Origin of the sequence: Anaerofustis stercorihominis DSM 17244, from assembly GCF_000154825.1 — a bacterium.
In the GTDB taxonomy this organism is placed as follows: Bacteria; Bacillota; Clostridia; order Eubacteriales; family Anaerofustaceae; genus Anaerofustis; species Anaerofustis stercorihominis.
In genome coordinates, this window is sequence record NZ_DS560016.1 from 22,666 (window position 1) to 45,914 (window position 23,249).

At 33.5% G+C, this 23,249-nt stretch carries 20 protein-coding genes; 18 read left to right on the plus strand and 2 right to left on the minus strand.

The genetic code is table 11. From position 1 onward, the window contains the following. Nucleotides 1-99 precede the first annotated feature (99 nt). Nucleotides 100-2,505: a leucine--tRNA ligase gene (leuS, locus tag ANASTE_RS03260; protein ID WP_007049505.1), complete on the plus strand. Its 2,406-nt coding sequence runs from the start codon at nt 100-102 to the stop codon at nt 2,503-2,505. A 329-nt stretch (nt 2,506-2,834) separates the two neighbouring features. After that, nucleotides 2,835-3,608, plus strand: a complete 774-nt coding sequence (locus ANASTE_RS03265; RefSeq protein WP_007049506.1) for a phosphatase — start codon at nt 2,835-2,837, stop codon at nt 3,606-3,608. 147 nt (nt 3,609-3,755) lie between these two features. On the opposite strand, the gene ANASTE_RS03270 is transcribed toward ANASTE_RS03265, so the two are convergent. Continuing rightward, nucleotides 3,756-4,727 (minus strand): sugar-binding transcriptional regulator, encoded by a 972-nt coding sequence (locus ANASTE_RS03270; RefSeq protein ID WP_007049507.1) that lies wholly within the window; start codon nt 4,725-4,727, stop codon nt 3,756-3,758. Nucleotides 4,728-5,031: 304 nt separating this feature from the next. Here ANASTE_RS03270 and ANASTE_RS03275 point away from each other — a divergent pair, with 304 nt between their 5' ends. Continuing rightward, nucleotides 5,032-6,363, plus strand: coding sequence for a RuBisCO large subunit C-terminal-like domain-containing protein (locus ANASTE_RS03275; RefSeq protein ID WP_007049508.1), 1,332 nt, complete (start codon nt 5,032-5,034; stop codon nt 6,361-6,363). A gap of 400 nt (nt 6,364-6,763) precedes the next feature. Beyond that, nucleotides 6,764-7,135 carry a hypothetical protein gene (locus ANASTE_RS03280; RefSeq protein ID WP_007049509.1) on the plus strand — a complete coding sequence of 124 codons (372 nt, stop codon included), beginning with the start codon at nt 6,764-6,766 and terminating at the stop codon, nt 7,133-7,135. 21 nt (nt 7,136-7,156) lie between these two features. Here the strand turns inward: ANASTE_RS03280 and ilvA are convergent, their stop codons facing one another. After that, nucleotides 7,157-8,362 (minus strand): threonine ammonia-lyase, encoded by a 1,206-nt coding sequence (gene ilvA, locus ANASTE_RS03285; RefSeq protein WP_007049510.1) that lies wholly within the window; start codon nt 8,360-8,362, stop codon nt 7,157-7,159. 155 nt (nt 8,363-8,517) lie between these two features. Here ilvA and ANASTE_RS03290 point away from each other — a divergent pair, with 155 nt between their 5' ends. From ANASTE_RS03290 to rpmB, 14 genes are all read left to right on the plus strand, one after another. Further along, the gene (locus ANASTE_RS03290; RefSeq protein WP_007049511.1) at nt 8,518-9,717 is read left to right on the plus strand and encodes an ATP-binding protein; all 1,200 of its coding nucleotides are present in this window, start codon (nt 8,518-8,520) and stop codon (nt 9,715-9,717) included. Between the two features lie 539 nt (nt 9,718-10,256). Further along, nucleotides 10,257-11,402 (plus strand): AI-2E family transporter, encoded by a 1,146-nt coding sequence (locus ANASTE_RS03295; protein ID WP_007049512.1) that lies wholly within the window; start codon nt 10,257-10,259, stop codon nt 11,400-11,402. A 70-nt stretch (nt 11,403-11,472) separates the two neighbouring features. After that, on the plus strand, nt 11,473-11,742 hold the full coding sequence (gene rpoZ / locus ANASTE_RS03300) for a DNA-directed RNA polymerase subunit omega (protein ID WP_007049513.1): 270 nt from the start codon (nt 11,473-11,475) through the stop codon (nt 11,740-11,742). Between the two features lie 19 nt (nt 11,743-11,761). After that, a complete protein-coding gene (priA, locus tag ANASTE_RS03305) occupies nt 11,762-14,191 on the plus strand; it encodes a primosomal protein N' (protein ID WP_007049514.1) in 2,430 nt (809 codons plus the stop codon). 9 nt (nt 14,192-14,200) lie between these two features. After that, nucleotides 14,201-14,725: a peptide deformylase gene (gene def, locus ANASTE_RS03310; protein WP_007049515.1), complete on the plus strand. Its 525-nt coding sequence runs from the start codon at nt 14,201-14,203 to the stop codon at nt 14,723-14,725. Next, nucleotides 14,725-15,663, plus strand: coding sequence for a methionyl-tRNA formyltransferase (gene fmt / locus ANASTE_RS03315; RefSeq protein WP_007049516.1), 939 nt, complete (start codon nt 14,725-14,727; stop codon nt 15,661-15,663). The genes def and fmt overlap by 1 nt, the downstream gene beginning before the upstream one ends. A 12-nt stretch (nt 15,664-15,675) precedes the next feature. Continuing rightward, entirely contained in the window at nt 15,676-16,356 is a 681-nt protein-coding gene (locus ANASTE_RS03320; RefSeq protein ID WP_007049517.1) for a zinc metallopeptidase, read from the plus strand. Between the two features lie 36 nt (nt 16,357-16,392). Then, on the plus strand, nt 16,393-17,745 hold the full coding sequence (gene rsmB / locus ANASTE_RS03325; RefSeq protein WP_007049518.1) for a 16S rRNA (cytosine(967)-C(5))-methyltransferase RsmB: 1,353 nt from the start codon (nt 16,393-16,395) through the stop codon (nt 17,743-17,745). Nucleotides 17,746-17,773: 28 nt separating this feature from the next. Then, nucleotides 17,774-18,802, plus strand: a complete 1,029-nt coding sequence (rlmN, locus tag ANASTE_RS03330; protein WP_007049519.1) for a dual-specificity RNA methyltransferase RlmN — start codon at nt 17,774-17,776, stop codon at nt 18,800-18,802. A 2-nt stretch (nt 18,803-18,804) separates the two neighbouring features. Beyond that, nucleotides 18,805-19,536 (plus strand): Stp1/IreP family PP2C-type Ser/Thr phosphatase, encoded by a 732-nt coding sequence (locus tag ANASTE_RS03335; protein WP_007049520.1) that lies wholly within the window; start codon nt 18,805-18,807, stop codon nt 19,534-19,536. Next, the gene (gene pknB / locus ANASTE_RS03340; RefSeq protein ID WP_007049521.1) at nt 19,536-21,482 is read left to right on the plus strand and encodes a Stk1 family PASTA domain-containing Ser/Thr kinase; all 1,947 of its coding nucleotides are present in this window, start codon (nt 19,536-19,538) and stop codon (nt 21,480-21,482) included. The genes ANASTE_RS03335 and pknB overlap by 1 nt, the downstream gene beginning before the upstream one ends. Before the next feature lies 1 nt (nt 21,483). After that, nucleotides 21,484-22,362, plus strand: a complete 879-nt coding sequence (gene rsgA / locus ANASTE_RS03345; RefSeq protein WP_007049522.1) for a ribosome small subunit-dependent GTPase A — start codon at nt 21,484-21,486, stop codon at nt 22,360-22,362. Continuing rightward, nucleotides 22,362-22,994, plus strand: coding sequence for a thiamine diphosphokinase (locus ANASTE_RS03350; protein WP_007049523.1), 633 nt, complete (start codon nt 22,362-22,364; stop codon nt 22,992-22,994). Before rsgA ends, ANASTE_RS03350 begins: the two co-directional genes overlap by 1 nt. Before the next feature lie 117 nt (nt 22,995-23,111). Then, the coding region (gene rpmB / locus ANASTE_RS03355; RefSeq protein ID WP_039944857.1) for a 50S ribosomal protein L28 at nt 23,112-23,249 on the plus strand (138 nt) is incomplete at its 3' end.

Below are 23,249 nucleotides of genomic sequence, written 5' to 3' on the forward strand. Positions count from 1 at the left end.
ACTGTCTTTTTTTATTTATTGGTTGACTTAACTACCTAAAATTAACTATAATAAAAATGTTAATTTAAATTCGAAATAGTTATAAATGAGGAGATATAAATGGAAAATTATAACTTTAAAGACATAGAAAAAAAATGGCAGGAAATCTGGGACAAGGAACAGTGTTTTCATGCCGTAACAGGGGAAGACAAGCCTAAATATTATGCATTGGTAGAGTTTCCTTATCCTTCGGGACAAGGCCTTCATGTAGGTCATCCGAGACCTTATACCGCTCTTGATATCGTTTCGAGAAAGAAAAGGATGGAAGGATATAATGTACTTTTCCCAATGGGGTTTGATGCGTTCGGGCTTCCTACAGAAAACTATGCAATAAAGACAGGTGTACATCCTGCAATAGTTACAAAGAACAACATTGATAATTTCAAAAGACAGCTTAAATCTTTGGGGTATTCTTTTGACTGGCAAAGAGAAGTCGATACTACAGACCCTAAGTATTATAAGTGGACTCAGTGGATATTCCTTCAATTATTCAAAAAAGGGTTAGCTTATAAAAAGGAATTTCCCATAAACTTTTGTACAAGCTGTAAAGTAGGTCTTGCAAACGAAGAAGTGGTCAACGGCGTTTGTGAAAGATGTGGGGGAGAAGTAGTAAGAAAAGTAAAAAATCAATGGATGTTAAAAATCACGGAGTATGCTGATAGATTAATCGATGATCTTGAAGATGTTAATTTTATTGACAGAGTCAAGACTAGCCAGATAAATTGGATCGGAAGAAGTTACGGTGCTGAAATCAACTTTGATATCAAAGATACAAGTGAAAAATTAACCGTTTATACTACAAGACCGGATACTATTTACGGTGCGACATATATGGTTATTTCTCCTGAACATCCTGTAATAGAAACATTAAAAGATAAAATTTCTAATTTAGATAAAGTTCTTGAGTATAAAGAAGAAGCAGCAAAGAAATCCGATTTTGAAAGAACAGAACTTAATAAGGAAAAGACAGGCGTTAAATTGGAAGGTATCTCAGCTGTCAATCCTATAACCGGAAAAGAAATAAGTATTTTCGCCTCCGATTATGTCTTAATGACTTACGGCACAGGGGCGATTATGGCGGTTCCTGCTCATGATACGAGAGACTACGAATTCGCCAAAGTATTTGATTTGCCTATAATCGAAGTGGTAAGCGGCGGTGACATTACAAAAGAAGCTTATACCGGAGACGGTAAAATTGTAAACTCTCCTTTGATTGACGGACTTGGGATCAAAGAAGCAAAAGAAAAAATGACTGAAATCGTAGAGGAAAAAGGTATAGGTAAAAGAAAGACGAACTTTAAACTTCGTGACTGGGTATTCTCTCGTCAGCGTTATTGGGGAGAACCTATTCCCATTATAAATTGTCCTCACTGCGGTTTTGTTCCATTGGATGAAAGTGAACTTCCTTTAACACTTCCTGATGTTAAAGATTATAAACCGACAGATGACGGTGAAAGTCCTCTTAAAAATATGCCTGAGTGGTATAATATTAAATGTCCTAAATGCGGTGCTGATGCACAGAGAGAAACTGATACTATGCCTCAGTGGGCAGGTTCAAGCTGGTATTATTTAAGATATACCGATCCTGATAATGATAAAGAGCTTGCAAGCAAAGAAGCTATCGATTACTGGATGAATGTTGATTGGTATAACGGAGGTATGGAACATACCACACTTCATTTGCTTTATTCACGTTTCTGGCATAAATTCTTATATGATATAGGTGTAGTAAATACCAAAGAACCTTATCAAAAGAGAACAAGTCATGGTATGATTTTAGGTGAAAATCATGAAAAAATGTCTAAGTCAAAAGGTAATGTTGTAAATCCGGATGAAGTCATAGATGAATTTGGCGCAGATACCTTAAGGACTTATGAAATGTTTATAGGAGACTTTGAAAAAGTTGCTCCATGGAGTGAAAACGGAGTTAAAGGCTGCAAGAGATTTTTAGACAGAGTTTCCAAAATGGAAGATATGATTGTTGACGGTGTAGAGTATTCAAAAGAACTTACTACCTTAATGCACCAAACAATAAAGAAAGTAAGCGAAGATTTTGAAACTCTTAAATTTAATACAGCCATAGCACAGTTGATGAAACTTACAAACCAAGTTTACGATAACGGCAAAATAAACAGAGCTGAATTTAGAACTTTCCTTATTTTACTAAACCCTGTAGCTCCTCATTTGACAGAAGAGTTATGGCAAAGAGCCGGTTTTGAAGGATATCTTCACGATGCAGATTGGCCAAAATACGATGAAGCGAAAACCGTTGCTGATGAAATAGAAATCCCTATTCAAATCAACGGCAAATTTAAAGGAAAAGTTTCTGTAGGTAAGGAAGCAAGCGAAGAAGAAGTTAAGGATATCGTTCATAAACAAAATGCGGTATTAAATATTCCTGAAGATAAGAAAATATTAAAAGAAATTTACGTTAAAGGAAGAATTTATAATATTGTTGTTAAATAATATCATATAGGGCTTTACCCTATAACCCACCCAATATTTGCTCGCCCAAATATTGGAAATAAAGGGCTCCGCTAAGCGCGGGGCTTTTTACGCTTCTAAATTTTCTACGAAACGTTACCCTCGTTTCGTGAAATAGAAGCTACCCCTCCTTTTTAAAATAATGTAATAAAATTATAATATAAAATTTACACAATAAAATTATTATACTTATAAATGTATAAGGCTGATTTTATATTTTACATTAATAGAATAATTCTTTTATTGAGAAAAATATGAATTAGTATTATAATTAACATATAAATAAACGTTAAGAAAGTAGGGTGATAAAAATGAATATAGTAGCGGATTTACATACACATACAAGCGTATCTCATCATGCTTATTCTACCATCGTTGAAATGTGTAAAGGTGCAAAAAAAGCGGGGCATATAGCTTTGGGAACGACAGACCACGGTCCGGCTCTTCAGGACGGTGCTCATCAGTGGCACTTCCAGTCTTTGGAAATGTTTATCCCAAGGATTTTGGAAGGGGTATATGTTTTAAGAGGTGCCGAAGCTAATATTTTACAGCCTGACGGAAGGCTTGATATTCCCGATCATGTTTTAGATACTTTGGATTATGTTGTAGCTTCTATTCATAATGAAACATTCCTTGAAAGAGATCCTGATAGGATAACTGAAATAATGTTAAAGGTTCTAGAAAATCCAAGAATAGATATTTTGGGACATTTGGGGGCTCCTATATTTAAATTTGATTATGAAACTTTGATTTCAAAATGTAACGAATACGATAAAGTAGTCGAAGTAAACAATAATTCTTTCTATGCAAGAAAAGGAAGTAAAGAAAACTGTCTCGAAATAGCTAAACTTTGTAAAAAGTATGATGTACCTATTTCAGTTAATTCCGATGCACATTTCTGTCTTGGTGTTGGTAAAATAGATAGGGCTAAAGGAATTATTGAAGCATCGGATTTTCCTGAAGAACTTATAATTAATGCAAGTCCTGAAAATCTTCAAAAATATTTCATGAGGAAAAAAGGTCTCGATATTTTGGGTGAAATAGAAAAAGCCAAGGAAAGCGGAGAATTTAATGCTTTGGATTAAATAAAGTATGATAAATTAGGTGGTATATAAAAATGAGGTAAAAAAGAACCTTTTAATAAGGTTCTTTTTTTGTAATTTAATATGTGATATTAATGATGGGCGCGGAATCTCACGCAGTGAGGCGTAGTGCCCCGTATTTTATTTACTTTAAATATTTAACAGTCCTTTTGCGAGTTCATAGTCAATAACAAGGACATCAGCCAAATTTCCGTCAAGTGCAGCTTTTACACTGTATTTTTTATATTCACCGCTTACCATTATGACTTTGGTTGGTATATTTTTAAAATCTTCATAAGATATCCCTATTGTCCTGTTTTTAAGACTCGTACTGCATTCTTCTCCTTTTTTATTTATAAGTCTTAGCCCGACATCCGCATATACTTCATGCTCATCAAATTCTTTAAGTTCATCTTCTGTAAAATAATTTTCACTGCATAGGTAAGAGTCTTTATTTGGATAGAATGAACCTATTCCCGAAACTGCAATATTCACGTGCTTGAATTTATCGAATACTTCGCTGTTGTCGACTCTGTGTATCAGCATATCCGCCTCATATTCTGTCTTTGCGTGTCCCGGAGCCTTAATGCAATAGTTTTTGCCTCCGAAAGACATTGCCATCCTTCTTGTAAGAGTGTCAACGTTAAAGTCTCTATGTATCTGTGAAAGGCTTCCGTGAAGAGTTACAAACTGAGTATCTGTTTTTTTGCAGGGATTGAAAAAATTGATCATATGATACATTGTCCTTCCGAATGTGATACCAAGTATATCGTTATCTTTAATCACCCTTTGTATGTACTGAGCACCTTCAAAGGCTACGAGCTGTTTTATATCGTCCTTATTCGGTTCGTACCTTTCTTCCATCCACCTTGCTATTATTACTTCTTTGAGTTTGTATTTTTCTTTAATAATATCTTCAAGGTCAGAAACTTCCAGTACTCTTTCATCAACTACAAATGAAACCATTTTTTCTTTCTTTGCATTGTTTAAAAGCCTTGAAACCGTTGAAACGGAAATATTGAACTTTTTTGCTATTTTACTTTGAGAGTAACCCATTTCATAATATAAATATGTAGTCCTCATCATAAGAGAATTTGACTGTCTGTATACTTTTGGATCCATATACGCTCCTTAAATAATCTTTATATATATTATTATAAATCTATTAAATAATATTTCAATAAAGCAAGTGCAAAAATATTCTTTTTATTATTTTGAAAAAATCTGTAAATAACGTATTTTATCAAAAGTATTTAAAAATCCTGTAAATAAAGCATAATTACTAATAATATGTACCTTATCATACTTACTTTCTTAGTGCAAAAATTTTCACTCTACTGCAAAAATTTTCTATATTGTGATATTAAAAAAAGGATAATATACTATAGTCATAGAAAAGATATGTAATTTTAGGAGGAACAAAATTATGTCAAATGTAAAAATGACTTATGACCCAACAATGTTCGAATTATCTGATAACATCGATAGAGATAACTTTATTATCGCTACATATGCTTATCAAGGAAAAACAACAACAAACGCACTTAAACAATCATTCGCTCTTGCAGTAGAGCAATCAACCGGAACATGGCTTCCTGTACCCGAAGAAACTCCGGAAGTAAGAAAAGAACACGTAGCCAGAGTTTGCGGAATATATGAAGTTCCTAATCATTCTTGGTGTATACCTGATGATACAAAGGAAAGAGCATGGATAATCCAAATCGGATTCCCTGTTGCAAACTTCTCAGTTCAATTCGCTATGTTGCTTACAGCAACTGTAGGTAACATTTCCGGGGGCGGTAAACTTAAACTTGTAGACATTTCATTCCCTAAATGCTGGCTTGAAGCATTTGACGGACCTAAATACGGTGTTGAAGGTGTAAGAGAACTCCTTGGCGTAAAAGAAAGACCTTTAGTTAACAACATGATCAAACCTTGCTGTGGTCTTACTCCGGAAGTAACAGCTGATATCGCTTATGAAGTTGCTCTTGGCGGTGTTGACTTAATTAAAGACGATGAACTTATCGCAAACGCTGCATATTCAAAGATCGAAGACAGAGTAAGTGCAGTAATGGACGCATTAAAAAGAGCTGATGATAAAAAAGGTGAAAAAACTATCTATACATTCAATATCACAGATACACCTGACCAAGCTAAGAGAAATGCAGAAAAAGCAATAAAAGCGGGAGCTAACGGTTTAATGCTCAACTGCTGGACATTAGGACTTGATGCTTGCAGAGACATCATTAAAGAATTCGATGTACCGTTCTTATTCCATCCGGACTTGACAGGTTCATTGTATGTATCTCATGATTATGGTTTATCTACAGAATTGATTCAAGCTAAATTACCTAGACTTGCAGGTTTCGATATGGGTATTGTACTTAGCCCATACGGAAAATTCCCAATGATAGAAGATAAATTCCAACAAGTTTGTATGACTCACTTGGCTCCATATCATAACATCAAACGTTCACTTCCAATGCCTGGCGGCGGAACGACTCAAGGTCACATCGAAGAAGTTATGACTAAATTCGGTACGGATGTAGTAATCGCAGCAGGCGGAGCTGTAATCGGTCATCCTGACGGAGCAGTTGCAGGCGGTAAAGCATTCAGACAAGGTATCGATATAGTTCTGAACGGTGGACACTTAAATGATGAAGAAACCGTAAAACAATATCCTGAACTTAAAGCTGCACTTGATGCATTTGGATTATATGAAGAAGAAAAACATGGTATTTTTGATTTAAAAGAATAAAAATCATTGACTTATAATGTTTACCTAAAGAACCTCACATTTGTGAGGTTCTTTTTATTATCTTCTTTTTTTAACTTAATTTTATATAAGTTTATTTTTATAAATTTATATATTGTCAAGGAAGAGTTACAATGACTTAAAAAGTATGATAAAGAATAGTATTTTAATTTTTATATATATATTAATTTGTCAAAAAAAGTACACTTTTTGTAACATTATAATATAATTTGTAATCTGTCACTTTATGTAAGAAAAAACACAGAAAAATATATTATTGTGTATAAATATGTAACATTTTATTTATATTTTATAATATCATAATTGTCACAAAAAGTGTAATTATCGTAACTGGATATATGTATATATATTTTAACTTGATTTTAATGAAAGAGGTAAATGTATGGATATTAAAACGGTTGGAACCGGATTTTCTTATGATACATGGGATAAAAATTTAATGTACATAGATATTGTTGAAGATACTAACAGAGGCAGGATCTTTAATTGTTATATAGCAAATTACATAGAATTCAACGGTGTGGATGATTTGATATCAAAGCTAAAAAGATTATATAATGAATTAAATTATAATATAAAAAACAAATATTATTCTATATCCGAGATTATAAATATGACAATTAATTTGTCGTATTTAATAAGAGTTATGGTTTTTGATGATAACAAAGAGATAAAAGGTATAATAAAGGATTATTCCGTAGGGATGGAATATGAATTTAAAAACGAAGAAGAATTAAAGAAGTATATAAAATAAAAAACGCCTTATGGCGTTTTTTTAAACTCTTTCGCTTACTATGCTAAATCCGTTTTCAATGAGGGTTCGTTCTATTTCTTTAGCTTGCTTGCTGTCTTTTGTTTCCATTGTAATCTTTATGAAACAGCTGTTTATAGGCATTTCCGGGTCTCCGTTATCGTATTGTACCTCTACGACATTTGCTCCGCATTTGCTTATTACGGAACTTACGGCTACGAGCTGTCCCGGTTTATCGGTTAGAGCTATCGTAAGTGAGGTTTTTCTTCCGCTCATAACCAGACCTCTGTCTATTACTCTGTTTAAAATGTTAACATCTATATTCCCGCCGCTAACTATACATACGATGTTTTTATTTTTAAGAGGTATTTTATCAAACATTGCCGCTGCAACAGAAACCGCTCCCGCACCTTCTGCAACAAGTTTTTGTTTTTCCATAAGTATTAGTATAGCCGCAGCTATTTCGTCTTCAGTAACCGTAATTACTTCGTCTACATATTCTTTCACTAGTTCATATGTCAAATCTCCCGGCTCTTTTACTGCGATACCGTCTGCAAATGTATTTACCGTTTCGGTAGCAACTCTGTTATGTTCCTTCATGGATTTATACATACTTGGTGCGCCTGCTGCCTGAACTCCATAAACCTTGCATGTTGGTTTTAAATGTTTGATTGCATATGCAACTCCGCTTATGAGCCCGCCTCCGCCGATTGGTACCACAACAGCGTCGACATCGGATAGTTGATCCAATATTTCAAGACCTATCGTTCCTTGACCTGCGATTACATCTTCGTCATTGAAAGGATGAATGAAAGTGTATCCTTCTTCCTTTTGCAGTTCTATTGCTTTATCATATGCATCGTCGTAAGTATCACTTACCAAGCATACTTCCGCACCGTAACTTTTGGTGGCTTCTACCTTACTTATAGGGGCACCGTCAGGCATACAGATAATGCAGGGAATTTTATTTTTTTCGCTGGCTAATGCCACACCCTGTGCATGATTACCGGCACTGCAGGCAATGATACCTTTCTTTTTTTCTTCGTCATTTAATTGACTTATTTTATAATACGCACCTCTGATTTTGAAACTACCGGTGGTTTGCAGATTTTCTGTTTTTAAATATATCTTGTTCTTATTACTAAGAGGCGGAGCCACAATCAAATCCGTCTTCCTTATTGCGTCTTTAAGCGTAAACGCTGCGTGATATACTTTGTCTAATGTTAACATATTGCCCTCCTTATAGTTGAAACTTATTAAATTTTATTATATTCCTATTTTCTGAATATTGCAAATAATTATTGTTAATTTTATTGGTGATAATTGAAAATGAACATTAGTAGTGATATACTTTTTATTAAATCCAAATATAAGGAGAAATTAAAATGCAACATACATTAAAAGGATTAAATGAAAAATTAGATTCACTTGCAGTATTTAGAAATATCCTAAATACCGATATTATAAAAAGCTTACGACGCTTACTCGATTTACTGTTAAAGGACGAACTCTCGGAGGATAAAGCAGTATACACTTACGGCGAATTCGTTTCATGTTTATATAAACATGATTTTGACTTTTCGAGATACATATATAATTTCATTTTAAATGATGAAAATTTTTACGTTAAGGCAAAAGCCGCAGGCAGAGATATACCGGATTTGATTGAAAAATGTGTAGATGAAGAATTAAATATACTTGATGATTTAAGCAAACTTACACCTCTTGAAATAAATGAATATATGGATTATGACGGATTTCTTCCCGCGTGGGAAAATACCATGCTCAACTTAAAAGAGGAATATCAAAGGAAAATAAATTCTCTTTCCGTTACGGGATATGGTATATATGCGAAATATAATGCCTTTGTACTAAAAAATGATAAAATCGTTCCCGTTAAGTATCCGGACAGACAAAGTCTTGATGATTTATACGGATATGAAAGAGAGAGAAACTTGATCATAAGGAATACGAAAGCTTTGATTGACGGAAGCGGTGCAAGCAATATGCTTTTATACGGAGACGCGGGAACAGGAAAGAGTTCAAGCGTAAAGGCTGTTTGTAATCATTTTAAAAATGACGGATTAAGACTTTTGGAGATAAAGAAAAATCAATTATATAAGATACCTAACATTGTAGATGAACTATCCGCAAATCCTCTTAAATTTGTAATTTTTATAGATGATTTGAGTTTTACGGGAAATGATGATAATTTCTCCGCGTTAAAGGCGATCTTGGAGGGCGGTGTAGCCGCTCTCGGAAGTAATGTGGTTATTTACGCTACGAGTAATAGACGTCATTTGGTCAAGGAAACCATGTCGGAAAGAACGGGTGATGAGCTTCATTTAAATGATACGCTTCAGGAAACAATGAGTCTGGCTGCAAGGTTTGGGCTTACTATCACATTCCAAAAACCGAGCAAAGATGAATATTTAAATATAGTAAAAAATCTCGCAAAACAATATGAAGTAGAAATCGATGAAAAAGACTTATTTACAAAGGCAGAAGCTTTTGCCATAAGAAACAACGGAAGAAGTGCAAGGACTGCAAAGCAGTTTGTTGAGCTATTAAAAATAGGTATATGAATTTAAAGTAAATTATAGTTTACATGTTATTTTTATTAAAAAATATTATTAGTATAATTTAATATTATAAAAAATATATTTATATAAATTTATACTCAAAAAATGAAATAAAATAGTAACACATAGTCCTAAAGGAGAAGAAAATCATCATAAACATCATAGATGGACCAGTTCAATTGTTACTAATATTTATGAAAGTATAAATCCAAAAGAAAATTCTCTTTATTATTTTGGACAATACTTTAGAAAGTATGAATTACCTTTTAATAATGAAAAGAAAATTGATAATTCCAAACTTGCTAAAAAGGTCAAAATGCTTACATTTTATCCTATTATCAATAACCATAAACATATGAATCCATACGAAAATTGGATTAATGCTAAAGATTGAGTTAATAAATAAAACGATGCATTAGCATCGTTTTTTATTATTAAAATAAGATTAAAATTGACTTTTACGGGTATAATCTAAAAAGGCAAATATTGACTTTTAAACTTTTATATATTAGTATTAGTTAACAATCATCAAAGAGGTTAATATGGATAATTTAGAGAAAAAAGAATTTAAAAAATATATACTGCTGATAAGTTATGCAATCGTATTTTATTATGTAGTAACAAATTTAAATAAAGTGCTTGGAGTCGTCGGAACGGCTTTCGGGATTTTATCTCCTTTCATTATAGGTTTTGCACTTGCTTTTATATTAAATAAACCTTTTGTATTTTTTAGGGATAAAGCCCTTAAAGTACTTATAGATAAGAAAAAGAAGAAAGAAAGAGTAGGTCTTAGGTCGGGACTTGCAATACTCATAGTATATGTCCTCGTTGCACTTTTACTTGTAATACTTTCATCTTTTGTTATCCCTCAGCTTGTAACGAGTATATCCGGACTTGTGGATTATATACCTCAGTATTCCAAGAATTTGTTTGATATGATAGATAATGTGGTGGATAAATTTATAATCAACGAAACAATGCTTGATACGATACAAAAGGCAAGTACGACAATTATATCCACTATGAAAACCGTCCTTTCCGGAGCCGTACCAGCAATAGTATCATTTGTATCTAACTTTGCATCAAACGTAATAAATATTGCTATTGCCGTTATCGTATCTATTTATCTTCTTATTGATAAAGACCATTTGATTTATCAGTACAGACTTATTATAAAAGCATTCTTCAGTGAAAAGAAAGCTAAAAGGATACTTGAAGTTTCTGATTTGACAGCAAAAACATTTTCGGATTTTATAGGCGGACAGATCATAGATGCTATAATAATAGGGGTTTTATGTTCAATCGGTTTGGCGGTGCTTAAGATACCTTATGCTTTATTAATAGGTACGATAGTAGGATTTACGAATATCATTCCGTATTTTGGTCCGTGGATAGGTTCGATACCTTCGGTTTTGATATTATTTATGGTAAGACCTTTTTATGCTTTGATATTTATAGTTTTTGTTATTGTTCTTCAGCAAGTGGATGGAAATATCATATATCCTCATGTAGTAGGTAATTCAGTTGGTCTCGGTGCATTATTTGTTACTTTTTCGATTATCGTTGGCGGAGGTCTCTTCGGTCTTCTCGGAATGATTTTGGGAGTTCCGACTTTTGCGGTATGTTATACCTTACTAAAAGAAAAAGCATACAAGAATTTAAAGAAAAAGAATATTACAAAAATATAATATACCTTGACAAAGGTGTGTTAAAAGTTATAAAATATTTATTTAGATAAAGACAAAGGAGATACTTAATATGTTTACTATGATTAATCCCCCTATTAATGAATTACTTGAAAAGGTTGATAATAAATATGTACTTGCAATGTTAGTCGCAAAGCGTTCCAGAGAGTTATTTGACGGTGATGAACCTATGGTTGATGAATATTTCGTTAATCTTATAACTACAGCGGTTGAAGAAGTATACGAAGACAGAATAGGTTATTATTTAATTGAAGAAGGAGACAGAAAATATAAAGTTCATAAGAGCGTAGATTTAAATGAAATGTTAAACAGTTCTTTATAATTTTTTCTGTTATAAAATAATGATAGCAAATGTTTTAATAGATACATTAGGTGCTATAGGCGATAAAATATACGATTATAAAATACCGGAAAACTTAATAGACGAAACAGAAATAGGCAAGAGGGTTCTTGTCTATTTTGGTAGAGGAAGTAATTTAGTTCCTGCACTTGTTATAGGTTTAAGCGAAACAAGCGATTACGATAATGATAAATTAAAAGAAATAAATGAAATTTTAGACGATGAAGTGATTGTTCAAAGTTATTTGATAGATATGATCAAATATATGAGGGACAATTATTTTTGTACATATGTCGACGCTTTAAGATGTGTAATCCCCTCTCTTGAACAGGTAAAGAGAAAAGAAATATATACTTATATAGAAAATGATAAAGAAATAAAGGATGAATATAAATATATACTTGATTTGATAATAAAAAGAAAAGGCGAAGCAAGTTTTGATTATATAAAAACCAAGCTTAAAATTTCAAAAGAAGAGTTGAAAGAGCATATTTATTATCTAAGTAAAAGAAATATCATAAAAAAAGAAGTTATTTATCATGTAAAAGAAGAAAAAATGAATGAAATCATTTCTTTAAGCGGTAAATATGAAACCATAGAGGAGTATTTGTCTTGTATCAGAAAAAATGCTACGAAGCAAGTTTCAGTTATTAAATCACTGGAAAAGGGACCTTTGTTATATGAAACACTTATTCATAAAACCGAAGCAAACAGAGGTATCATAACGAAGCTTGAGGATCTGGAGTTAATCAAATCCGAATTCAGAGAAAAAAATGATGAACTTGATTTAAGTATCCCCGAAGAAGATAAAGAAGTTGAATTAAATGATGAACAAAAGAAAGTATTAAACATTTATTTAAATGAAGAAAACACCAATAAATTTCTGCTTCACGGAGTTACCGGAAGCGGAAAGACAGAAGTATATATAAAAATGTTTAAAGAACAGATAAATAAAGGTAAGCAGTGCTTATTTCTCGTTCCTGAAATCGCTCTTACTCCTCAGATGATGAGAAATATATATTATAAATTTGACGGGGACGTTGCCATAATGCATTCTAAACTTACCATGGCGAAGAGGATCAAGGAATGGGACAAGGTGAGGAGCGGTAAGGCTAAAATAGTACTTGGGGCAAGAAGCGCTTTATTTATGCCTTTTAAAGATTTAGGTCTTATTGTAATAGATGAAGAACATGAAAATACTTACAAATCTTCTCAAACACCCAGGTATGAAACGATAGAACTCGCCAATTTTATTTGTGACGGAATAGGTGCAAAATTAGTTTTAGGCAGTGCGACTCCGAGCGTAGAGAGTTATTATAAAGCCTTTAAGGGTGAATATAGGCTGCTTGAAATGGAAAACAGAGCTAACGGGAAAGATTTCCCCGAAGTTCAAATTGTAGATATGACCGATGAAATGAGAAGCGGTAACAGAAGTTCGATTAGCAGGACTCTTTCAAAGAAAATAAGGGAAAGACTCGATAGAAAAGAGCAGATAATTCTCTTTATGAACAGAAGAGGATTTTCCACTTATGTATTCTGCAGAAAATGCGGATATATAGAGGAATGTCCCAACTGTGATGTTTCCCTTACCTATCATGCAAATACAAATTCACTGAGGTGTCATTACTGCGGGTATGAAAAGAGGGCTCCAGAAGTATGTCCGAGCTGCGGGAGTGACAAAATAAAAAGAGCGGGAACGGGGACTCAGAAAGTCGAAGCTGCGGTAAGAGAACTTTTCCCAGATGCTAAAATACTGAGGATGGATTTTGATACGACAAGAAAAGCGGGGAGTATGGAAAAGATACTTTCCGATTTCAGAGAAGAAAAGGCGGATATACTGATTGGAACACAAATGGTGGTAAAAGGTCATGACTTTGCGAATGTAACTCTGGTAGGTATACTTCTTGCGGATACCGCACTGAATTTTCCGGATATAAACTCTCCTCAGCGAACTTTTCAGCTTTGTACTCAGGCTTCGGGAAGAGCGGGAAGAGCCAGCAAAGAGGGAGAAGTCGTAATGCAGACTTATATGCCGAATAACAAGACACTGGTATATTCATCTATGCACGATTATAAAAGCTTCTATGCTTATGACATAGAGTATAGAATGAAGATGAACTATCCGCCTTTTACGGAAATTCTTGGGATATTTGTTGCAAATGAAGATGAAAATAAAAGTGTGGAGCATATAAATCATGTATACAAAAGAATAGAAGAGCTTTTAAAAGAAAAAAACAGAGAAGATGTAAAATTATATCAGCCGATGGACGCTTTTATACATAAACTTAAAAATAAATATATTATGCATATACTTTTAAGGTATAATAAAGATGATGAAATAAAAAAAGAAATAAGAAATATTTTTAATGATATAAAAAGAGAAGTGGATTCTAACGTTTTTGCGGAAGTTAATCCGGTTACTCTATTATAGGAGGAATAAATGGCACTTAGAACAATTAGGATTACAGGAGATGAAATACTAAGAAAAACAAGTAAAGAGGTAAAAAAAATCACACCAAGGACTTTGGAACTCATTGATGATATGTTTGAAACAATGTATGATGCTCAAGGTGTCGGTTTAGCCGCTGTACAAGTCGGTGTGCTCAGAAGGATAGTAACTATAGATGTAGGAGACGGTCCCGTCGTTTTAATAAACCCAGAAATAATTTATAAAAGTGAAGAGGAATATTTGGAAGCTGAAGGGTGTTTAAGTGTTCCGGGAGAACAGGGATATACTTATAGACCCGAAGAGGTACGTGTTAAAGCTTTGGACAGAGATGGAAATGAGAGAATAATCGAAAGTAAGGACAGATTCTTTTCAAAGGCTATTTGTCATGAACTTGAACATTTAGATGGGATTTTATATACGGACAAAACCGTAACACCTACAAAAGAACAAATAGATGAAATAATTAAACAAAGAGAACTCGAACAAAAACAAATGGAAGAGGATGAGGAATTATAATGAAAGTCGTTTACATGGGAACACCCGATTTTGCGGTAGGACCTTTAAAATCTATCATTGAAAGCGGACATGAAGTAAAACTTGTAGTGTCACAGCCTGACAAAAAAAATTCCAGAAGAGGAAATAAAATAGTATACTCTCCCGTTAAACAATGTGCTTTGGATAATGAAATAGAGGTTTTTCAGCCAAACAGAGTAAGTGATGATGAAAGTTATGAATATATAAAATCGTTGAAGCCCGATGTTATCGTTGTTTGTGCTTACGGACAAATCGTCAAATCAAATATACTCAATTTAGTGAAGTTCGGATGTATCAATATACATGCGTCACTTCTTCCTCATTTAAGGGGAGCTGCCCCGATACACAGGTCCATTATAAACGGTGATAAAGTGACCGGTGTCACGACAATGCAGATGAATGAAGGGCTCGATACCGGGGATATGCTTTTAAAAGAAGAAATTGAAATCGGTGATGATATGACTGTAGGTGAACTTCATGATAAAATGGAGATCATAGGAAGCAAGCTTATAGTCGAAACTTTGAATAAGCTTGAAAAAGGTGAAATAAATCCAAAGAAGCAGGATGATAATTTATCTACTTATGCAAATAAAATAACAAAAGAAGATTGTCACATAGATTTCAGTGAAAATGTAAAAGATATATATAACAAGATAAGAGGATTAAACCCATTTCCTTTGAGTTATGTGAACTTAGATGAAAAAAACATTAAAATTTATGAAAGTATCATTAAAAATGAATTATCAAATGAGAAATGTGGTACAATTCTCTCATATAATAAGAAAGATAAAGCCCTGCTCGTAGCCGCTAAAGACGGAATTATAGGGATAAAAGAACTGAAAATGCAGGGTAAGAAAAAAATGGATGCAGCCAGTTTCTATAACGGAAACAGGGATATCATAGGAAAAGTATTTAATTAAAAGGAGAAAAAAATGTTTTATTATTATTACGGTGAATACTGGATTTTACTTCCGGCTATCTTACTGACACTTTATGCCAGTTTTAAAGTAAATTCTACATTCAGAAAATATTCCAAAGTAGAAAATTCAAGAGGGATGACAGGTTATGACTGTGCAAGAAAAATCCTTGATTCCAACGGACTCAGCGATGTTGAAATTCAAAGGGTCGAAGGAAGTATGACAGATCATTACGATCCGAGAAGCAGGGTTCTCAGATTATCTGATACTGTTTTTAATGTGGATTCCATTGCGGCTGTAAGCGTTGCGGCTCATGAATGCGGTCATGCTATACAGCACCAGCAGAGTTATAAACCTCTTATAATCAGAAATACGATCGTACCTGCTGTAAGCTTGGCTTCAAGCTTTTCTTGGGTATTGATTTTACTTGGATTATTCTTTAGTTTTTCAAACCTTATAACGGTAGGTATAATATTCTTTGCCGCAACGGTAGTATTCCAGCTTATCACTCTTCCCGTAGAGTTCAATGCAAGCAGCAGGGCTCTTAGGATTATTTCCGATATGGGAATAGTTTACGGAGGAGAAGAGAAAGCGGCTAAAAAAGTATTAAGTGCGGCAGCTCTTACTTATGTGGCAGCAGCTCTTACGAGTATTTTACAATTATTAAGACTTATACTGATATCAAGAGACAATTAATTTAATATAAAACAAAGTAAACGAGGAACTGATTAAATGGCGAAGAACATTAAAATCTCTCCATCGAGAGTAAGTGCTTATAAAGTACTCAGTGAAGTATTGATGACCGGAGCTTACAGCAATATCGCTCTAACGAAACATCTTGCTTCCATAAAAATAGAGGCGGACAGACGCCTTTGTACCAACATAGTTCACGGAGTTATAAAGAAGATAAATAAGCTTGAATATGTTTTATCTACTCTTTCAAATACTCCTGTTAACGAATTGGATGAAAGAGTGAAGATAAGTCTATATATTGGACTTTATCAAATAATATATCTTAATAAGATCCCGGAATATGCTATTGTAAATGACAGTGTAAATTTGGTAAAAATGTTTGTCGGAAAGAAGGCTTCGGGATTTGTGAACGGCATTCTTAGAAATGCACTTAGGAAGAAACATGAACTGAAAGAAATAGAGTTCAGTGATTTCTTTGATATAATGTATTATGAATATGGATTTAAAAGAGCTTTGAGTGAAAAGCTCTTATTGTCATATAGTAAAGAAGAATTGATTGAATATGCCAAATATTCGATCCTTCCTCCAAACGTTACTCTAAGGGTAAATAAACTCAAGACTAACCGAGAAGAGCTTAAAAATAGATTTAAAGAAAAAGGTTTTGAAGTTAGGGACACCTTTGTTCCCGAGGGGATAGAAGTGTTATCTCATTTGAATGTAACATTACTCGAAGAATATAAAAAAGGTTTATTCTCTATTCAGGACTGTGCGGGAATGGTGGTAGCCCATTCTTTAGATGTTAAGGAAGATATGAAAGTCCTCGATATGTGTGCGGCTCCGGGAGGAAAAAGTATGCATACTTCGGAACTTATGAATAACAGCGGGGATATCGTCTCCTGTGATATATATACTAAAAAGCTTGAAATAATGAATTTTAGAATGAAACAGCTTGGTATAAATAATATCATGACTAAAAAATTGGACGGAACGATTTTTAATGAATGCTATATGAATACATTTGACAGGATAATATGTGACGTTCCATGTTCGGGTTTAGGTGTTATAAGAAGAAAACCTGAAATACTTATTTATTATTCAAATGAAAAGATTGAAGAATTAAAGAAGGTTCAGCGTCAAATTTTAGAAAATGGAATAAGGTATCTTAAAAAAGGCGGAGTGCTTATTTATTCCACTTGTACCATAAATAAAGAAGAAAACGAAGATATAGTTTACAGCATATTAAAAGAGCATGAAGATATTAAGTTGAATGAAATAAATCTTCCTTTTGAATTTGATTATGATAAAGCTAAAGCAAAAGAGGGTATACTTAATATTAGCGGAGATAAGAACAATATAGATAGCTTCTTTATAGCAAAATTGACTAAAATTTAAAGGTATTATATAATTATACGGAGGTCGTATGACTAACTTATTTGGATTAAATTTAGAAGAAATAGAAAAAATAATAGTCGAAGAATATAAAGAACCGAAATTCAGAGCTAAACAGATATTTAAATGGTTATATGATTCTTATGTAAAAAGTATAGATGAGATGACAAACCTTTCTTTGAGCTTAAGGGAAAAATTAAAGGAAGAGTACTATATAAACCACTTAAAACTTGAAAAAAAGTTTAAAGAAGAAAAGAGCAGCACAACAAAATTTCTTCTAAAGACCGAAGATGATATATTGATTGAATGTGTCCTTTTAAGATACGAAGCGGGGGCAACCCTTTGCGTTTCCACACAGGCGGGATGCAGGATGGGATGCGTGTTCTGTGAATCGGGAAAGTGCGGACTTATAAGAAACCTCACAAAGGGAGAAATTTTAAATGAAATCTACCTTGTAAGCGAGATAGAGGATATAAGGATTTCCAACATTGTGTTAATGGGAAGCGGAGAGCCTTTGGATAATTATGACGAAGTTGTCGGTTTTTTGAAGTTAGTAACTGATGTAAATACACTGAATATGTCTAAAAGAAGCATAACTCTTTCTACATGCGGTATAAAAGATAAGATATATTCTCTGGCAGACAGCGGACTCGACATAAATTTAGCATTATCTTTGCATGCACCTTTCCATGAAATGCGGGAAAGTATGATGCCTATAGAAAAGGCTAATAATATTGAAGAAGTTTTGGATGCGACTTTTTATTATCGAAGTAAGACAGGCAGAAGAATTACGTATGAATATTGCTTAATAGAGGGAAAAAATGATACAATAGAATGTATAGATAAACTTTATGACTTATTTAAGGGGACGGATTCTCTTATAAATGTCATAGGAGTGAACGATAGCTCCAAAAAAAGAGTAAATGATAAATATATACATGCTTTTGTGGATAAACTTAGAAATAAGGGAATAAATGTTACAATAAGACGCAGACTCGGCAGCAGTATAAATGCCGCCTGCGGACAATTAAAAAGCAGATATTTAAACGAAGAGGTATAAATATGAAATTAGTTGGAACCAGTGATGTTGGTATGGTTAGAGATATCAATCAGGATAGTTTCTTAATGCTTGAGAATAAAGAGAAAAATATAATAGCTTTCGGTGTTGCGGACGGACTGGGCGGTCATAATGCCGGAGAACTTGCCAGTGCTCTTTGTATGGATATATTAAGAGAATATTTTAATATATCAAATAAAGAATACCAGGATATGAAAAATGAAGTAAAAGGTATCATAGAGTATGCAAATAAGAGGATTCTTGATTTTGCAAATGAAAACGAAGAAGCTCAGGGAATGGGTACGACCCTTACTTTATGTATATATCATGACGGTATAGGTTATGTCGTTCATATAGGCGACTCAAGATGTTATAAAATAAATAAAGAAGAAATCAAGCAGATAACGGTTGATCATTCTTTGGTTTCGCATATGGTTGCAAGCGGAGAAATAACAAAAGAAGAAGCCGAACATCATCCAAACAGAAATATAATCACTAATGCTCTCGGTACTCAGGAAGAATTCTTTATTGATACTTATGATCTTGAACTTGAAAAAGGGGATATAGTCCTTATATGTTCGGACGGACTCAGTGAACATGTTACTAATGAAGAAATCATGGAAATAGTAAACAACAATGATTTAGATGAAGCTAAACATTTACTTATAGATAAAGCCAATGAAAACGGCGGAACAGATAATGTAACGGTAGTATTGTTCGACGGAGGAATAGAATAATGATGATCGGAAGAGTTTTAAACGACAGGTATGAAGTTGTTCAGTTTGTCGGTCAAGGCGGTATGGCAAAAGTTTATTTAGGCTTTGATAAAGTTTTAAACAGAGATGTTGCCATAAAAATTCTTCAGGAAGAATTTAACGATAATGAACAGTTTCTAAATAAATTTAAAAGAGAAGCTCAGGCTGCCGGAAAACTTTCTCACCCTCATATCGTAAATATTTATGATACGGGAAATGACCATGATATATATTATATCGTAATGGAATATGTTGACGGCGGTACACTTAAAGATTATATAAACGCAAAAGGTAAATTAAGTTACAGAGAAAGTATAAATTATGCTTTGGCTATTGCGTCCGCGCTCGGTCAGGCACATAAAAATAATATAATCCACAGAGATGTTAAGCCTCAGAATATTTTACTTACAAGAGCGAAAAGGCTTCCTAAAGTAGCGGATTTCGGTATTGCCAGAGCTATTACATCTTCTACTATGACAATGGTAGACGAAACCATGGGAAGTGTACATTACTTATCACCCGAACAGGCAAGAGGCGGATATCTTGATGCAAGGTCTGATTTATATTCTCTCGGTATACTTCTATACGAAATGGTTACGGGAAAACTTCCTTTCGATTCCGATTCTCCCGTTGCCGTTGCTTTGATGCAGATACAGGAAGATATAGTACCTCTTCGTGAAATAGACCCGGATGCTCCGAGAGGTCTTGAAGTCATTATTCAAAATCTTACTGCGAAGTCTCCGAATGACAGATATCAGGATACTTTGGAGTTGATTGAAGACTTGAAAAAAGTAAGAGCTGATTTTAATGCACATATAAATAGGATAGGGGCGGAAGATACTTCTCCTACGGAAAAAATCCCAATTATAAGGGATGAAGAAATAGAACAGGTACCAAAAAGAGTTCCTTTGGAAAATAACGATAATTACGATGAGTTAAGAGAAAAAGACAAAAAGAAAAAAAATAAAGACAAAGGTAAGAAAAAAGGATTTAAAAATTTACCTTTAAAGATGAAAATCTTAGCAGTTGTCCTTGCCGTAATGCTTGTAGCAGGCGGAGTATTTGCGGGAACGAGGATATTTGCAAAAGAAGTTACAGTGCCTAATATAACAAATATGACTGTGGAACAGGCCACCGCAGAACTGGCAAAGGTAGGTTTAAAAGCGGCAAGTCCTAAGATGAAGAATTCCGTTGATGTCGATGAAGGAAAGATAATTTCTCAGTCACCAAAACAAGGAATAAAGATAAAAACTTATCAGAAAGTAGAAATAGTTGTTTCCAGCGGTCCCGCAGATGTAAAAGTGCCGGATGTTATAGGTTTACAGCAGGTAGAAGCGGAAAGTAAGATCACAAATACAGAGCTTGTAGTTAAAGTTGTCAGTGAATACAGAGACGACGTTAAAAAAGGTGAAGTTTTCAAACAGGAACCAAGTGCCGGAGAAGAAGTCAAACAAGGAAATACTGTAACGATATATGTAAGCAAAGGCGAAAATAAAGTTACCATGGAAAGTTTGACGGGTATGTCTTTGAGCGATGCTAAGGCTAGGATCAAAAAGCTTGGTCTAAGCGTCGGTGAAATATCATATGAAACAAGCAGCAGATATTCAAAAGATGTCGTTATAAGTTCTTCACCGGAACAATATGAAGAAGTGACAGTCGGTTCCAGCGTAGATTTAACCGTAAGCAAAGGTAAACTTCAAAAGAAAAGTATGTCTATAGATATAGGCGATTATTCCAACAGTACAGGAAAAAGAGTTAAAGTTGAAATAGTATACGTTGACCCTGACGGAGGAACCTCTACTGCATACAGCGGAAGGGTCAAGGATACAGATATAGTAAATGTGACCTTTGAAGGTTACGGAGTAGGTTACTATAAGGTTTATATAGACGGTTCTGAAAAAGGTAATGGAGGAATAGTTACTTTCTAATATGTTAAAGGGAAAAATATTAAAAGGGGTAGGCAGTTTTTATACTGTCTACTCCTATGAAGATAAAAAGGAATATACTCTTAAAGCAAGAGGGATTTTCAGAAAGCAAAAGATAACACCCACTGTCGGCGATGAGGTTTTATTTACTGCGGTAAATACCGATGAGGGAAGCATAGAAGAGATAATTGAAAGAAAGAGCCTTTTGATCAGACCGAGCATATCGAATGTGGATAATATAATTATTGTCTGTGCAGTTAAGGAACCTGATATAAGCTTTTTTTTATTGGATAAGATGATAATCAATGCCGGTATAAAAAATGCAGATTTGACTATATGTTTTAATAAATGCGATTTGGCTGATGATACTTTTAAAGATTATTTAAAGGAAGAATATAAAAATTCCGGTTTCAATTTGATTTTTACAAGCAATGTTACCGGAGAGGGGATAGATGAAGTCAAGTCTTTATTAAAAGATAAAAGCAGTGTATTTATGGGCGTATCCGGTGCGGGTAAATCTTCACTTATCAATTCTTTGTTTGAAGGGTATAATTTAGAAACTTCTCATGTAAGCAGGAAAATCAAAAGAGGAAGACATACGACCAGACACAGTGAGCTGTTCATGGAAGATGAGAATACTTTTATTGCAGATACACCGGGATTTTCGTCTTTGGAAGTTTTTGATGTTGAAAAGGAAGATCTATATCATTATTATAATGAGTTTATTCCTTATATAAACTGCAAATTTCCAAACTGTGTACATATAAACGAACCTGTATGCGGTGTTAAAGACGCTGTCAAAGAAGGTAACATTAGCAAACTGAGATATGATACATATAAACAAATATACGAAGAAATAAAATCAAAGGAAAATAAGTATTGATGAAATATTTACTTATAAGCGGAGCGGAAGTAGAGGATTATAAGTTTTTAAAAAGTGAAGTTGAAAAATATGAGCCGGACTTTATTATCGCTGTAGACAGGGGTGCTGATCATTTAAATAAAATAGGCATAAAAGCAGATTTATTGATAGGCGACCTCGATAGTATAAGCGATGATTTAAAGGCAATGTATAAAGATAAGATACTTAAATTAAAAGTCGAAAAAGACGATACCGATACTGCGGTTGCTTTGGATTATGCAATAAAGAATAATGCTGATGAAATAAGGATTTATGCTTCTGTAGGTTCAAGGTTTGACCATACTCTCGGAAATGTTCTCATTCTAAAAAGAGCATTGAATAGTAACATAAAATGTAAATTGATAAATGAGCAAAATGAGATAGAACTTCATTCTAAAAGTTTTATTTTTGAAAATATGATAGGCTCAACCACATCTTTTTTCGCTATGGATGAAGATGTTATTATTACTTTAAAAGGATTTCATTATCCTTTAAATGAATATAGATTAAATAAATATGACCCTATTGCCATAAGCAATAAAGTGGAAAAAGAAAGAGCAGAGGTATTATTCAGAGGTGGAAATGTGCTTTCTGTAATAGCAAAGGATAAATAAATAGGTAAATTTTTTAAAAAATATGTAAATAAGTTTGCAATTGATATAAAACTTTGCTATAATAATGTGTACTGTGAAGAAGTAAGAAATAATGTTTTAGATATAGGAGGAATCGAAATGCCTAAAGAATGTTATGTATGTGGAAAGAAAATAACTAGCGGTCACCAAGTTAGTCATTCAAATATTCACACAAAAAGAACTTGGAAACCTAACTTAAAAAAGGTTAGAATCGTTGAAAATAATACAGCAAAAAAT

Excerpts from the sequence above, each read along its gene's own strand:
- leuS (WP_007049505.1), top strand. The coding sequence starts at position 100 with ATGGAAAATTATAACTTTAAAGACATAGAAAAAAAATGGCAGGAAATC.
- ANASTE_RS03265 (WP_007049506.1), top strand. The coding sequence starts at position 2,835 with ATGAATATAGTAGCGGATTTACATACACATACAAGCGTATCTCATCAT.
- ANASTE_RS03270 (WP_007049507.1), bottom strand. The coding sequence starts at position 4,727 with ATGGATCCAAAAGTATACAGACAGTCAAATTCTCTTATGATGAGGACT.
- ANASTE_RS03275 (WP_007049508.1), top strand. The coding sequence starts at position 5,032 with ATGTCAAATGTAAAAATGACTTATGACCCAACAATGTTCGAATTATCT.
- ANASTE_RS03280 (WP_007049509.1), top strand. The coding sequence starts at position 6,764 with ATGGATATTAAAACGGTTGGAACCGGATTTTCTTATGATACATGGGAT.
- ilvA (WP_007049510.1), bottom strand. The coding sequence starts at position 8,362 with ATGTTAACATTAGACAAAGTATATCACGCAGCGTTTACGCTTAAAGAC.
- ANASTE_RS03290 (WP_007049511.1), top strand. The coding sequence starts at position 8,518 with ATGCAACATACATTAAAAGGATTAAATGAAAAATTAGATTCACTTGCA.
- ANASTE_RS03295 (WP_007049512.1), top strand. The coding sequence starts at position 10,257 with ATGGATAATTTAGAGAAAAAAGAATTTAAAAAATATATACTGCTGATA.
- rpoZ (WP_007049513.1), top strand. The coding sequence starts at position 11,473 with ATGTTTACTATGATTAATCCCCCTATTAATGAATTACTTGAAAAGGTT.
- priA (WP_007049514.1), top strand. The coding sequence starts at position 11,762 with ATGATAGCAAATGTTTTAATAGATACATTAGGTGCTATAGGCGATAAA.
- def (WP_007049515.1), top strand. The coding sequence starts at position 14,201 with ATGGCACTTAGAACAATTAGGATTACAGGAGATGAAATACTAAGAAAA.
- fmt (WP_007049516.1), top strand. The coding sequence starts at position 14,725 with ATGAAAGTCGTTTACATGGGAACACCCGATTTTGCGGTAGGACCTTTA.
- ANASTE_RS03320 (WP_007049517.1), top strand. The coding sequence starts at position 15,676 with ATGTTTTATTATTATTACGGTGAATACTGGATTTTACTTCCGGCTATC.
- rsmB (WP_007049518.1), top strand. The coding sequence starts at position 16,393 with ATGGCGAAGAACATTAAAATCTCTCCATCGAGAGTAAGTGCTTATAAA.
- rlmN (WP_007049519.1), top strand. The coding sequence starts at position 17,774 with ATGACTAACTTATTTGGATTAAATTTAGAAGAAATAGAAAAAATAATA.
- ANASTE_RS03335 (WP_007049520.1), top strand. The coding sequence starts at position 18,805 with ATGAAATTAGTTGGAACCAGTGATGTTGGTATGGTTAGAGATATCAAT.
- pknB (WP_007049521.1), top strand. The coding sequence starts at position 19,536 with ATGATGATCGGAAGAGTTTTAAACGACAGGTATGAAGTTGTTCAGTTT.
- rsgA (WP_007049522.1), top strand. The coding sequence starts at position 21,484 with ATGTTAAAGGGAAAAATATTAAAAGGGGTAGGCAGTTTTTATACTGTC.
- ANASTE_RS03350 (WP_007049523.1), top strand. The coding sequence starts at position 22,362 with ATGAAATATTTACTTATAAGCGGAGCGGAAGTAGAGGATTATAAGTTT.